This window comes from Shewanella sp. KCT (genome assembly GCF_007636505.1).
Taxonomy (GTDB): domain Bacteria; phylum Pseudomonadota; class Gammaproteobacteria; order Enterobacterales; family Shewanellaceae; genus Shewanella; species Shewanella halotolerans.
In genome coordinates, this window is the sequence record NZ_LVDJ01000023.1 from 1 (window position 1) to 13,558 (window position 13,558).

Consider the following 13,558-nt stretch of genomic DNA (forward strand, 5'->3'; position numbering starts at 1 on the left):
AGATAGAAGAAACCTTTCGCGACCTCAAAAGTCCCCAATACGGCATGGGACTCAGACAAAGCCGCAGTCGTTGTCCACGCCGTTATGATGTGTTGTTGCTGATAGCTTTGTTGGCAGAAATCCTGCTTTGGTGCATCGGTCTGGCAGCCAGGCATCTGGGATGGCAGCGGAGGTTTCAAGCCAATACGATACGTGACAGAAACGTGCTATCTGTGCTCCGGCTCGGCAAAGAAGTGAGACGACGTCCGGAATACTCAATCAAAGAATCGCATTTTCGCTGGGCTTGGGGTGAATTTCTTAAACTGGTTAACACCTCTGGGAGGCCCTAATTATGAGGGGATCCTCCAGCCTAACCATACTCGAGGTTTCTGTGAGCTTATTCCACTCCTCAGCTAATGCTCTATGCTCCAAAGTATCGAGTGGCTCAAGCTTAACAGTAGCAAGTTCTTCTGGCGAACATGCCCCTACAATAGGAACGGTCATATCACCTAGCTTCCCCTTGGTTACATCAGCAATCAACAATTGCTGCTCCGGAAGTCGTGCGCAAATTGCACGCAACATTAATTGTTCATCGACAGATTGGCCTATCCATACAATATAATTGTTGTCGGACTTATCCCTATAGGCAGACAAGCTTGGCAAACCCACATCATCAGATATCCACTGCCACCCATCTGCATCACCTATGAGATAATATACCGTCTGCAACCATTTTCCTCGTATTGCATTCCCTTCTGATGTTCCATAATCGTAGAGTGGACCAAATGCTAACGGATCACGCACCTCAGTAACCTCGACATTGTTCTCATCACCTAAAAAATGAACCAATGTTCCTGCCGCCGCACCACCAAACACAAAATGAATCGTGGATTCTCTTGTCATAGAAACCTCACTGTAATGACATACATACTAGAGACCTAATATACATCCATCCGAAGGTCTAGATTGAAATAGTGACTGAATTATCAAATAAACTCAATTGACAAGAGAATAGTTGACTACACGCTCATCTATTTGAAAGTTTACACGGCAACCTGTAAAACTATGAGTAGTCATAAATTAAACTTCACATCACCATTATGCTTTAGTCTATAGAAGCCAATCTAACACACAAAAAAACGAAGATAATCTGTTCCCCCAGGTCATAACATGTTAAAAACAGTGAACAAATATCTTTTTTCTTTTTCCCATGAACATAGATAAACTCGATTATCAATCACTGATCATTTTCGAATCAATTAGTCGTCACTTGAATGCAGGTCTGGTCGCCAACGAGCTGGGAATGAGTATCTCTTCTGTTAGTCGACACCTTGGCATACTACGCGACATTTTTAAGGACGTACTTTTCATCCGTCGCGCACAAGGTTTTGTGTTATCAGATAAAGCCATACAACTACTCCCCTATATCAAGCAATTACTTCATGACTATCAGGTGATAAAACATAACCATATTCATTTCAATCCGCTCACCGCTAGGGGCCATTTTAAGATATACGCTTATAACGAGTTCACCTATGTGATCAACAAGGTGATTCACTACTATATATTACCTCTGGCACCGAATTTAACCTTCGAAGTGCGCACCCTTTCCAGCGATTGCAGTCGCTCTATCGAGCATGGCGAAATAGACTTCGCTGTGGTCTATGAACACTTTAAAGATCACAAGATCATCAGCGAGATGTTTTCCCCCACTGAGGAGCTTTTTTTAATTGCCAAAGAAGGACATGCTGTATTTGACGATGAATTTACCTTGGCAAACTTATGCCAATATGATTATTTCACATTGGATAATTATAATGACCTAAATCAGCCCCTAATAGAACAACTCGCTAAACAGCAGGGAATAGCTGTGAATGTGGTCGGTGCCACCGACAATATCGCCGCCCTGAGTCGCCATATTCTCGATGGGCGCGCTATTTCCATGAGTTGCAACGTTTTTACCCGTGAGTTTTATTCGCTGGTCAAGGGAATACAAACCGCGCCCCTTCCGAGAGAGCTCACCGAGCAATTACTCGCACAAATCAATGTCGGACGGACAGTTGGCAATTACCTCATCTACTCGGAGATTAACCAATCACCTACCCACCACTGGCTGAAACAACAATTATTTACGCACTTAAGCAAAGAGTGGCAACTGGCCATGGGTCGTTAAAAAGAAAAACTCTACTTATCAAAGATCCGGATAAATAGAGTATCTAGGTAAAGTCTTTGTCGCTAAGACAGGAGATGGGGGAAAAAGTGTCCTATCTGAGTAATGGACAACAAAGATAAGCCTAATAATAGAGCACATCAAAACTAAGCAAATATGAGCGCCGTCTAAATTTAGACGGCGCTCATATCGCAATTACACCTTACGGATCGCCACTGGCACTCCGTGTCTCGCTGTCGAACCAAAAGTTTTATCACGGTAGAGACTGGCGCCCTTACGACTAGGATCCACTATGTTGAAAGGGTTAGGGCAGACACCTGTGCCTCTCGATGGAATGCCAGGGATCACCTGACCATCGACCTCCAGATCGCTGGCGCCGAAGCACCAGTGACCATAACCCATTCCCACCACTATGGTGTTGCGGGCCACAGTTTTGTCTGCCTGCACTATCCCCTCGATATGTTTCCCCTTAGGAGACAACACCTGAACCCTATCGCCATCCTTGATATCAAACTTGGCAGCATCATCCTCATGCAGATGGATATAGTTGGTCTCACCCAGAGCAGTGATGCGCGGCAGCGCCACAGAATAAGGGCTACGAAGATGCAGCTTGAAGGTCGACAGATTAAAGGGATACTCATTCACCTTCCACAGCGCACGCACCGCCGAGCCGTCCCAGAAGCGATCCACATCATAGACGGGTTGGCCATCGTTAAACTCGCCACTGTAGGAGTCTTTCACCCGGGCCAGGGACTCGTTGTACACCTGGAACTGAGTGTCCATGCGCATCATGGGGTTGAAAAACTCCCCTTCGTAACGCTCATCCACCCGCTCGTAACGACCCCCACGGGTCAGCATATAGGCGGTCGGCCCCACCTCCTCGGGCTTGAGTCTGGCCTTGAACAGCGGCAGCACGCGATCCACGCTGGTAAAGGCGATATCTTCCTCCGTAGGCGATGGCAGCACAGATCCTGTATGGGCGATATTGGCAAACAGCAACTACCTGTGGCGCGGCCAGACCATCAGCGACAACAAACCTACCCTGCAGGGCGACCTCATGGTAGAACATGAAAGCGGCTTCTATCTGGGGACCTCCTTCGAAACTTATCGATATGAAGAAGAAGGCAGCGTCTACAACGACTATGAGATCGATTACTACGGCGGCTACTACCAAATGATCACCGAGGATCTTGGTCTGGGCTTCAACGCCATGAAATACACCTATGGGGCCGGAGGCTATAGCGTCGAGTACGCAGTAAGCTTCGACTACAAGGCCCTAAATCTGATGGTGAACTACGATCAGGACGTGGAAGCCTGGTATACCGAGGTCAACTATGGCTTCGATCTGTTTAACGAGAGTCAGTTAGTTGCTCATATAGGCCTGTTTACCGATGCGGAAAACTATGGTTACCCCGACAAGGACAAGATAGCCGACAGTATCTATGATATGGGGTTACGCTATCGCTATCCTCTGCTACCCCAACTAGATCTGATGTTAGAAGTCAGTTACCAGGAGTTCGAACACGACCACTATATGATAGGTCTAGCTTACAACTTCTAACCGTCAGTTATTCATACGATAAAGAGAAGCAACAAGTTGGAGCGCCGACGGCGCTCCAACTATTGGCGATTCACAAAATCTATACGAGTCGAGAAGCCTCGAAAATGGGTGTGCTTAATTAAGATGTTTTTACAAGCCGTAACGACGACATGGTTTCATTATTGGACTGTTGCCATTAGAGTATGGAAATCGGTATTTATACTAGGCTAAAAGTCGTCTAGTGAAGAAGTGGCGATTCAAGTATGGCATAAGTGGCAAGATATACAGGAATTTATAATTAATAATGACGAGAAGGATTTTCTTACTTATGTTAATGACGTCGGACAGTGTATCAAATTACAAGCGCGTCAACAAAGCCGATCGTAAACTCGCGCCTGTTACACAAACATATTAACAAAATCAACATGTTGTACGATAAAATTAAAGCTGTTTTTCTCGAGATTAATCTATGACACCTTTTCAAATACTATATACGTCCATTATGCTCTTTGGCCCATCCATTATCCTAATTTCTCAACGAGGCTGGGTCATTGCTGGGCTGTCATTCATAGCAAGTTTTGTACTATCTTGGGTATTAACTTTGATATTTACACCAAAATTATCTATTAATGCTCTACATTATTGGGCTTGGACTAAACCATTGGCGATTGCTTGCATAGTGCTGTGGAGCGGGTTAAACATATTTTAACACAACAATCTGCTCAGGAGTGATTCACAACGCGTGGCATTTTCACTATTCATTGGTTTTAGTGTTTAAGGTGGTATGCGGCGGTTTTGGTATTACGCTGCTCACGCCTTAACAGGGCGTTATAAATCAGGCGGGGAGTTTAAGAGCATGGCACTACTAGATAAGCACAAGCTATCGTCTTTGTTGGAGGCTGTTTCAGAACAAAATTCGCATAAAATTGGCGGTAAGGCTTCTGAAGAGGAAGTAGCTATGTTTTGGCTGGTTTGTAAGTTCTTAAGCTCTAAGGGGAAGACATTTAAAGCATTTCTATTTCCGGTTGAAAAAGGAAGGGCTAATAATGTTGATTCTCCGTTTACTTTATTATCTTCTACTTCTAACGTTGTGAAACTTTACTTCAACGTAGAACGAATCGAAGACTCTAGTGTTAGGAAAACGACTGGGATTCAAATTACTTTTAACTCCAGCGACGATGTAATCGACGAGGTGTTAGGTTACAAACTAACAGAAATACAACAAGCTTCGCCCCATACGTATTGGATTGATTTATAACAAAAAAACCAACGAAACGTTTGCTCGTGGCACATTTTTCTAAAAACGAATATTTAGCCGTTTCAACCAGTTTGGGGTTGTAAACGCCCGTTATACTAGACGGTACATGCTATAAGGAGAAATCACATTGTTCGGAGAATTGAGCAAAGTTTCATTAAGAGAAGTATGGCCTCATGAGGCATCAAATTTCACACCATGGCTCGCAGAAAATATCGAGGAGTTAGGAAAATCCTTAGGCATGGATCTGGAACTTATCGAACAAGAAGCAAGTGTCGGTGATTTCTCGCTAGATATTCTTGCTAAAGATTTAGGTTCATCGAAGTCAGTCATTATTGAAAATCAACTCACGCAAACTGATCACGACCACTTGGGGAAATTGCTAACCTACGCGGCCGGCTTTGATGCGTCTATAGTCATATGGGTTTCAGAGTCTATTCGAGAAGAGCATCGGCAAGCAATGGATTGGCTAAACCAAAGAACAGATAATGAAACATCTTTTTTTGGAGTTGTTGTTGAGGTTATAAAAATCGACGACTCTAAACCAGCTTTCAACTTTAAGCTGGTCGCCTCTCCAAATGAATGGCAAAAAAACAAGAAACGCCAAACCCAACGAGCATCTGTTTCAACAAAAGCTGAAAAGTATCAAAATTATTTTCAGGGACTGATTGATACGCTACGTGACACACACAAGTTTACTTCTGCAAAAGCAGGTCAACCCCAGAACTGGTATTCATTTTCCTCTGGGGTAAGTGGCTTAACATACGGTGCAAATTTTTCACAGGGCGGTAAGGCACGCACTGAGCTATACATAGATTTGGGAGACCAAGAAAAGAATAAGTATGTCTTTGATCAGCTTCACAGTCAAAAAGAACAAATTGAAACCGAATTAGGTGAGCAAGTGAGCTGGGAGCGCCTAGATAATAAACGAGCTTCTAGGTTAGCACTATATACCAATGGCGCAATAGATGATTCAGACTCTGACCTTGAGAGGATTAAGAACTGGCACATAGAGAAACTCTTAAAAATTAAGCTATCACTTGGCAACAAAATTGGTAGTTTAGTGAAGTCGGCAACAAGCATATAACAAGTCAAAGCTCTCGGACTAGGTAAAGCTGCCATATTTTTTGTTCCCCAAAAGTCGCCAACTTAACCAAGCCGCTCTTTTAGATGTTAGCTTTAATCGGTTAGAAACTCCGTTTATAACATGAAAATTAAATAACCACCTCCACCTAACCATATAAAAAATGAAGTTATTTCACTCAAAACACAAAGAAATCATAGATAAAATCGAAGCTCTAAAATGCGATGGATATCCTTTGATTACTAAAGAATCAGAGTTAATGGATTTTATCGACGATATAATGCCAGATGCCGATGGTGACATCAAAGACCAGTTAGTAGAGCACTTTGTTGAGGATAAAACAGTCGATTGGAGCTCTTATGTACCAATTTTATTACAAGCAGTGGCGCAACACTTTGAGCCCAAAGATTAGCAAAAGGTCAAGATAACACCCACCGCAACTTGACCGAAGTTTCAAGGATAAACGATGAAGGGAATTAATACAGGACTTGTAGTAGCATTACTATGGTTAGGAGTTGCCTCTCAAGCAAATGCCTATACCGTTTACGGCCAAGGTACAGCCACATGTGGAACCTGGATTAAAGAACGTAAACAGGATGGATATAAAGACATGGAATATTGGATTCTTGGGTACATATCCGCTGCGGGTTTCTATGAGACCGATAAATTAAAAAAGAGTGATGTACATTCGTTTAGTGTATGGATTGATAATTACTGCCAAAAAAATCCATTAGCTCAAATCATTGATGGTGCACAGGCATTAGTACGAGCGCTCAAATAATTGATAGTGACTGTTTGCGTCCATCATTATAGTCTAAGTATTAATGGTTTTAAGTGATGGAATGGCATACACAACGAGGTCCACTTTAGGATGAAATTTTATAGTCCAGAGGAATATCAGAGCTCTTGTGAAGAGCTTTTTTTCTGGTACAAAAGCCAGATTGAAAAACTAGTTAATGGGGCTTTAGTTGAGCACATTGGAGCATCATCAATACCTAAGGCTATCTCAAAAGGAGATTTAGATATATTTGTCGGCGTCCCTAACATTGAGTTAGAAAGCACCGTGAGAGTACTAAAAAAGTTAGGGTTTCAAGAGAAAGCCGATACATTAAGAACATCTGAACTTTGTATGCTCGAATCTACCTCAGATAATGATGTTGCACTTCAAGTGGTAGCAAATGGCTCTGAGTTTGAGTGCTTTCTTGAGTTTCGTGATAAACTGCGAGCAAATGAAATGTTAGTACAGCGGTACAATGAGCTTAAAATGTCATGTGAAGGATTGCCTCAAGAAGAGTATAGAAAGATGAAATCTTTTTTTGTGGAGTATGTTTTAGCAAAGACATAATAAATATTTTAAGCTGATTCGGAACGATTGGCGTTCAGATCTATTTGCGTGTTTAGTTATCTTTGAGACTAAAACCAACCTTATAGCCTCTGTGTTTTTGGCCTAAAATCTACTTGTGGGTGCTATCTCTATGAATATCGAAAAGCAACGAATCAGATAAAGCCAACAAGGTGGACTCGCCTATCCTATGTCGTTCTGCATTTCTCACAGTGTGGCCCATAGTTAATATTTACTATGGGCCACACGATCTGATGAGGCTAGATGTTATTTAAGTTAATTTATCTCAGTGAAACCTGGGTAAATCTCGTCAATGGGAGTATCTTCAGGAACATCGCTGATGACTATGCTGCCAGAAGTTAACGTATAGGCAAACATTTTATCATCACTCTCAGTACCGTTAGATGCAAAGCCGACTAAGTCGCCATTTGAATCTTCAATAATAAAGCCGACGATGCTTCTTGCTGGAACCTGAGCAACCTCCGAAACAGTATTAGCCTGTGAGTCATAGCGCATCAATTTACCACCCTGAGTACCGTAATACATATAACCATCTGTTGCTGCAACCAAAGCAGTTGATGGTTGATCAGTTAATCCCAATACAGACGTAGTTATTGATGGCGTGTTGCAATTATTAGTTAACCGTTGGATAGTTCCTTGTCCACTAATATTGCTTTCACGTGTTGTAAAGAATCCATCACCGCCAAGCACTGGGAAGGTCACCGCGTACACAGGGTCATGTGCTATCGTATTCGACAGAACCAGTTCACCGTCACTGTTTGAATTTAGATCACGACAACGAAGGGTTTCGTCAGTGAAGAACCAGACGTTGCTGTTGTCTAATACCAGCTCTGTATCGGGAATTTGAGCATTAGTATTCGGATAAGATGCGACTTTTGATGCAGTAAGGCTTGTACTATCAATTCTGAGAAGATCGTAGACGTAGCTGGAAACACCAGTCTGAGAACTTGTCAGTGTATAGATATTACCAAGTCCATCATCGGCAAGGCCAATAGCTGGGGTAGCCGAGTCTCCCAACTTGATTAGCTCTATATCTCCTATGGCTGAATCATAACGAGCAAGCGCACTTTGTTGACGGGGTTCGTTTTTGACAGATAATTCTCTTAAAGCAAAGAAGTAATCGCCAGATGAGGTTTTTGTTATGCGGCCATAAGGCAAACCTCCTTGTGGATATCCTAGAGGAAGGTGAGAGATGCTTGCTTTTTCACGGTCATAGGTAATGATTGCTCCATTGCCATATGTTGCGCCATCAAACGAGGTGGTCACAATATAGCGATCGTTTATAGTATCGGTTGGCGCCGTGACTACCGCGGGATTGCCCATAAAAAAGTAGCCGAAATCATCGCCGCCAGTGATCAAATGTCTTATTGCATAGTTAGGTTTAGTGACCTCACTCAAGGTGGGTCTCTGTATGTAGGTTCCTGGTGATGGAAGATTAATAAATACATTAGCACTTTCATCATTCACCGTAGTGTACAGAGCCGATCGTAACTCCGAAGCAGCTACGCCGCCAAATTCAGTCCCTTTCAAACTCCTGAAAGTCGCTTCGAGTGACGGGTTGATTACCGAAGTGTTTGAAGCATACAACATAGCGTCAGCGCCGCCACTTCCTTGGCATAAGACATATACCTCTGGTGATAGCCAAGCAAAAGCGCCAAACGGATTGCGACAACCAGGTAAAGTATACCCTCTTGCGCCCGCTGAACTGTTTTCACTTAAAATAGGATCGTTAGAGCTTGTTACGATAATCTGTGTGTCTTCCTCCGCAACAAAATAACGGCCATTAGACCAAAGAGGATCGCCAAATGGCTCGATATACCATGGTTGACTGAGCATATTCATATCACTAGGTACAATCTTAATTACTGACTGCTGTTCTAGTCGAGAATAGCCAAATGCAGTAATTAACTCTGTTTTACTGCCATTCCAGTACAGCATAGTGTTAGGAGGAATACTTGCTCCCGGGTAGCTAGCATTAACGGCACCAAATTCAGCGATAACCGAAACCTTTTTATAATCCGAACTGGCTGGGTCAAAGTTAATATGCACTAAGACGCCTGAGTCTTTGGCTCCACCATCTTGAGAGTAGGTATAAGCAGATTTACCATCAGGGTGAAATAACAATTCCGCAATGTAATTAGAAACTCGATGTCCTCCTACTTCGAGTTCAGGAAACGAGAGAAACATAGTCGCTTCTTGGGTCGAAGGCATAAACTCAGTAATAGTACCTGAGTCACTTATACCTCCATCAGCCAGCAACTGATAAGCCTTATTGTTTATTGGATGAACTGACCAACCTTGGCGATTATTCAATCGCACAGGGTATGGTAAGCCATGAAAGCTCGTAATTTCAGTAGATTGTGTTAAATCACTTTCGCGAACCGAAACCAATGAACCAGTCCTATTACTGCCACCTCTCGAACTCAACATCATCAAGTTATGACCTGCAGGAGTCGGAATGGCGGTGCCTTTTTGTGGCTCCTTAATGACGATGGAAACTGAGGCTAAATTACTGTCTCGCACTCCATCGTTGACACTTAACGCCACGACATAAGTGCCAGCACTAGTTGGGGTAAACGTCGGTTTTGCCGATGTAGGATCGCTTAGTACCGCGCTGCTTGGGTCGCTAAATAGAATCCAGTTGTAGGAAATAGTATCTCCATCGGGATCGCTACTTTGACTACCATCGAGCTGATAGACCTGTCCGACCAAACCTTCAACTGAGCCCAAAATACTCGCAACTGGAGGAAGGTTTTTCTTACTGTCGTGAATGACTACAACATCGGGTAAAGAAGTGCTTTTACCATCACTGACGACCAGCTGTATCACAAAGTCACCCTCAATATCTGGGGTAAAGTCAGGACTCGCGGAAGCTTCATTGTTGAGTTGAGCGTTACTTCCATCAGGGCGACTGAGTATAGCCCATTTGTAACTCAGGGGATCACCATCAGCATCGAAGGAAGCAAGACCATCTAACACGATATTACTTCCTAAGAAAACTTTTGTATCGTTCCCTGCATCGGCAACTGGCAGTGTATTCAGACTATTATCACGTAACACCACAACATCACTAGCCGATTGACCAGCCGCATCTGTTACCATTAATTGAATAATGTAGTCACCAGCAATGTCAGGAACCATGCTGGCGTTGACATTAGTGTCATCATTGATGACAGAGCCACTACCCGAAGGTTTAGATAGGAAAGACCATTTATATGTAAGCGGTTTTTTTTCAGGATCTGAGGATGCCGCGCCATTAAGTATCGTAGTCACTCCTGTTTGTACCGATTGATCTCTACCCGCATCTGCGGTTGGTGGTAAATCATTATCAGTGACAGTGACTGTCGAAGGCATGCTATTTAAGAAACCATCATTAACGATCAACTGAAAAACGAAATCACCAGAGACATCTGGAGTGAATTGTGGTGAGACAACGTTTGTCGCAGATAACTGAGCAGAGCTGCCTTTAGGCGCTGAAATCATGCTCCACTTATAATTGAGCAATGAACCTTCTGCATCACTTGAATTAGAACCGTCAAGGTGTATAGCACTACCAGTAGATACCGATATTGAATGACCTGCATTAGCAACAGGGGCTGTATTTTCTGTAGAAACTACCACAGAGTCAGGTGCACTGGGCATCACACCATCTGACACAATGAGTTGAATGACGTAATCGCCATAAGCATCAGGGATGAGTGTCGGGTGAAATGTATGGCTGTCTCCAAGAGTTACAGACGAGTTTTTAGGTTTTGAAACGATAGACCATTGTGGTTTTAATATATCGCCGTTAGCATCGGTTGAGTTAGTGCCATCTAGGTGTAATAGTTGACCCACTTGCGCTGATAAGTCATGCCCTGCATTAGCAACAGGGGGTAAGTTATCAGAATGAAGTACCACTGTACTGGCTTCGCTATCGACATTTCCATCGTTGACAATCAGAGCGACAACGTAATCACCGTTTATATCAGGAGTGATATTTGCTCGACTCTTATCGGCATGACTGAGATTAGCTGTACTCCCTTTGGGAGCAGCGACAATATGCCATCTAAAGGAAAGTGGGTCACCATCTTCGTCGCTAGAAAGGCTGCCATCTAATACTACGTTCTCACCTAATATATAACCTCTTGAGAGGCCAGCATTAGCCAATGGTCGTGTATTTAGCGTGCTAATGACAACACTGTCTACCTTGCTACTGCTGTTGCCATCAGAAACGACTAAATCTACTTTGTAGTCACCCTCGACATCTGGAGTTAATACAGCAAAAGGAGAGCTTACTCTAGCCAAAACCGCCGAACTACCCATTGGCTGACTACTTAACGTCCAAGCATAATTGAGCGGATCACCATCAGGATCGAAGCTAGCACTTCCATTTAAGATAACATCTTCACCAATTCTTGCCGCTCTATCGGGGCCTGCATTAGCCACAGGAGCTGAATCCGTATCGCTAATCACGACCACGTCGGGAGCACTGTCATATTCACCATTATTAACAATGAGCTCAAACTCGTAATTACCTACCGCATCCAGATAGATGCTAGGAAACGGACTCGACGAATCGCTTAAAGAAGTACTACTGGTTGCAGGTTTATTTACGATCCGCCAATTGTATGTCAGTGGCAGCTCTCTAGGGTCATAAGACTGACTCGCATTTAAAACAGCAGTCGCTCCCTTCTGTAAAAGCATTGGCTGGCCTGCATCAGCCACTGGGATGAGTTTTTCATCAGTAGTGCTATCACTTGTTCTGCCACAACCCGCTGCGATAAGTAAAGTCGCAACGAAAATAACTCCATGTTTAACTATCATACATAATCCTTGTTTACGTAGTACTTACTCACCATAGAGAATAGTAGCAAATAACCATACAAACCAGTTACATAAATGTTAAAGACGTCAACGGCACTGTAATAATGAAACAATTCTTCCCGATACTGTAGTGGCCAACTAAATTTGGCCACTACAAGACATCCTATGGCTATTATCTAAGACTTAAATCCCGCCGCAGTCATTAATAATTTAAACCCCATGGATATCATACCTAACGAGAGCACACTTATAGCCCAAATGCTCAGAAGCCATAACCATTGCTGGAGTGTTCTATTCAGCTTCATTTTAACCTCCATAAGGCGTAACTAATGATAAGCCTCGCCTTCTTTTACTTTGCCGGCAAAGACGTAATAGCTCCAAAATGTATAGGCAAGGATCACTGGAATGATGATCAGCGCACCATAAAGCATGAAACTGAGGCTCTCTTGGGGGGCCGCTGCTTGCCATATCGAGATGTTAGGGGGAATGATATTGGGCCATAGGCTGATCCCAAGCCCAGCAAAGCCAAGAAAAACAATCATTAATGCCGTTATAAATGGTGCTGTTTCTTTCTGCTTCTTAACTGAATCAAATGTTTTCCAGCACAAAATGGCCGTCAGCAACGGCACTGGGGCTAATAGGAAGAAATTTGGTAGTGTAAACCAACGCTCGGCAATGGATGCGCTAGCAAGTGGTGTCCACACGCTCACAACAATGATCGCAACTATAAGTAAGCTGAGAATTTTTGGCACGAAAGAATATATGGTCTGTTGCAACTCACCTTCGGTTTTAGCTAGTAACCAAGTGCAACCAAGTAATGCATATGCTGCTACCAGACCAAAGCCACAAAATAGCGGGAAGGGAGTGAGCCAGTCGAACTGCCCGCCCGCAAATACGCGACCTTCGACAGTAACCCCCTGAACTACGGCTCCAACGACGACACCTTGACAATAGGTGGTGATAATTGAACCCATCATAAAGGCACGATCCCAGAAATTAAGGTGGCTAGGTAGCGCCTTAAAGCGAAACTCAAAGGCTACTCCCCGAAAAATTAATGCGACTAACATAAGTGTCAGTGGAATGGTTAGCGCTTCAAGAATTATCGAGTAAGCAAGGGGGAAGGCGCCAAACAATGCTGCGCCACCAAGCACTATCCAGGTCTCATTTCCATCCCAAACGGGTGCAACACTATTAACCATGACATCTTTCTGTGGGCCGCTTTTAACAAAAGGCATCACAATCCCTATACCTAAATCAAAACCATCCATGAAAATGTACATCAAGGTAGCAAAGATGATGATACCAAACCAAACAACCGAAAGATCCAATTCCATAACGATTACCTCAAGTTATGCAGTAAG

At 43.3% G+C, this 13,558-nt stretch carries 12 protein-coding genes and 1 pseudogene; 8 read left to right on the top strand and 5 right to left on the bottom strand.

What is annotated here, in order from left to right; genetic code table 11:
- Window positions 1-329 (top strand): annotated as a pseudogene (locus tag AYI87_RS20195) (IS4 family transposase); the annotation flags it as partial.
- Here AYI87_RS20195 and AYI87_RS20200 read toward each other — a convergent pair.
- A complete protein-coding gene (locus AYI87_RS20200; protein WP_144204409.1) occupies window positions 307-882 on the bottom strand; it encodes a DUF1835 domain-containing protein in 576 nt (191 codons plus the stop codon). The pseudogene AYI87_RS20195 and the gene AYI87_RS20200 overlap by 23 nt on opposite strands.
- A 307-nt stretch (window positions 883-1,189) precedes the next feature.
- On the opposite strand from AYI87_RS20200, the gene AYI87_RS20205 reads away from it, so the two are divergent.
- On the top strand, window positions 1,190-2,152 hold the full coding sequence (locus tag AYI87_RS20205; RefSeq protein ID WP_144204410.1) for a LysR family transcriptional regulator: 963 nt from the start codon (window positions 1,190-1,192) through the stop codon (window positions 2,150-2,152).
- A gap of 192 nt (window positions 2,153-2,344) precedes the next feature.
- On the opposite strand, the gene AYI87_RS20210 is transcribed toward AYI87_RS20205, so the two are convergent.
- Window positions 2,345-3,148, bottom strand: coding sequence for a molybdopterin dinucleotide binding domain-containing protein (locus AYI87_RS20210; RefSeq protein ID WP_260865195.1), 804 nt, complete (start codon window positions 3,146-3,148; stop codon window positions 2,345-2,347).
- Between AYI87_RS20210 and AYI87_RS20215 the strand changes: the two genes are divergently transcribed.
- The 6 genes from AYI87_RS20215 (at window position 3,135) to AYI87_RS20245 (ending at window position 7,373) form a co-directional block, all read left to right on the top strand.
- A complete protein-coding gene (locus tag AYI87_RS20215; RefSeq protein ID WP_260865196.1) occupies window positions 3,135-3,710 on the top strand; it encodes a TorF family putative porin in 576 nt (191 codons plus the stop codon). The genes AYI87_RS20210 and AYI87_RS20215 overlap by 14 nt on opposite strands.
- Window positions 3,711-4,545: 835 nt before the next feature.
- Window positions 4,546-4,947 (top strand): hypothetical protein, encoded by a 402-nt coding sequence (locus AYI87_RS20225; RefSeq protein WP_144204411.1) that lies wholly within the window; start codon window positions 4,546-4,548, stop codon window positions 4,945-4,947.
- A gap of 127 nt (window positions 4,948-5,074) precedes the next feature.
- Window positions 5,075-6,031, top strand: coding sequence for a DUF4268 domain-containing protein (locus AYI87_RS20230; protein WP_144204412.1), 957 nt, complete (start codon window positions 5,075-5,077; stop codon window positions 6,029-6,031).
- Between the two features lie 160 nt (window positions 6,032-6,191).
- A complete protein-coding gene (locus AYI87_RS20235) occupies window positions 6,192-6,440 on the top strand; it encodes a hypothetical protein (protein WP_144204413.1) in 249 nt (82 codons plus the stop codon).
- A gap of 54 nt (window positions 6,441-6,494) precedes the next feature.
- On the top strand, window positions 6,495-6,809 hold the full coding sequence (locus AYI87_RS20240) for a hypothetical protein (RefSeq protein ID WP_144204414.1): 315 nt from the start codon (window positions 6,495-6,497) through the stop codon (window positions 6,807-6,809).
- Window positions 6,810-6,899: 90 nt separating this feature from the next.
- Window positions 6,900-7,373, top strand: coding sequence for a GrpB family protein (locus AYI87_RS20245; RefSeq protein WP_144204415.1), 474 nt, complete (start codon window positions 6,900-6,902; stop codon window positions 7,371-7,373).
- A gap of 273 nt (window positions 7,374-7,646) precedes the next feature.
- Here AYI87_RS20245 and AYI87_RS20250 read toward each other — a convergent pair whose 3' ends face one another.
- From AYI87_RS20250 to cydB, 3 genes are all read right to left on the bottom strand, one after another.
- Window positions 7,647-12,197, bottom strand: coding sequence for a PKD domain-containing protein (locus AYI87_RS20250; RefSeq protein ID WP_144204416.1), 4,551 nt, complete (start codon window positions 12,195-12,197; stop codon window positions 7,647-7,649).
- A gap of 176 nt (window positions 12,198-12,373) precedes the next feature.
- Complete coding sequence (locus tag AYI87_RS20255; RefSeq protein ID WP_313955039.1) at window positions 12,374-12,514, bottom strand: DUF2474 domain-containing protein; 141 nt, start codon at window positions 12,512-12,514, stop codon at window positions 12,374-12,376.
- A gap of 9 nt (window positions 12,515-12,523) precedes the next feature.
- Window positions 12,524-13,531: a cytochrome d ubiquinol oxidase subunit II gene (cydB, locus tag AYI87_RS20260; protein ID WP_144204418.1), complete on the bottom strand. Its 1,008-nt coding sequence runs from the start codon at window positions 13,529-13,531 to the stop codon at window positions 12,524-12,526.
- Between the last annotated feature and the right edge of the window lie 27 nt (window positions 13,532-13,558).

Excerpts from the sequence above, each read along its gene's own strand:
- AYI87_RS20250 (WP_144204416.1), bottom strand. The coding sequence starts at position 12,197 with ATGATAGTTAAACATGGAGTTATTTTCGTTGCGACTTTACTTATCGCA.
- AYI87_RS20235 (WP_144204413.1), top strand. The coding sequence starts at position 6,192 with ATGAAGTTATTTCACTCAAAACACAAAGAAATCATAGATAAAATCGAA.
- AYI87_RS20240 (WP_144204414.1), top strand. The coding sequence starts at position 6,495 with ATGAAGGGAATTAATACAGGACTTGTAGTAGCATTACTATGGTTAGGA.
- cydB (WP_144204418.1), bottom strand. The coding sequence starts at position 13,531 with ATGGAATTGGATCTTTCGGTTGTTTGGTTTGGTATCATCATCTTTGCT.
- AYI87_RS20205 (WP_144204410.1), top strand. The coding sequence starts at position 1,190 with ATGAACATAGATAAACTCGATTATCAATCACTGATCATTTTCGAATCA.
- AYI87_RS20245 (WP_144204415.1), top strand. The coding sequence starts at position 6,900 with ATGAAATTTTATAGTCCAGAGGAATATCAGAGCTCTTGTGAAGAGCTT.
- AYI87_RS20200 (WP_144204409.1), bottom strand. The coding sequence starts at position 882 with ATGACAAGAGAATCCACGATTCATTTTGTGTTTGGTGGTGCGGCGGCA.
- AYI87_RS20255 (WP_313955039.1), bottom strand. The coding sequence starts at position 12,514 with ATGGAGGTTAAAATGAAGCTGAATAGAACACTCCAGCAATGGTTATGG.
- AYI87_RS20225 (WP_144204411.1), top strand. The coding sequence starts at position 4,546 with ATGGCACTACTAGATAAGCACAAGCTATCGTCTTTGTTGGAGGCTGTT.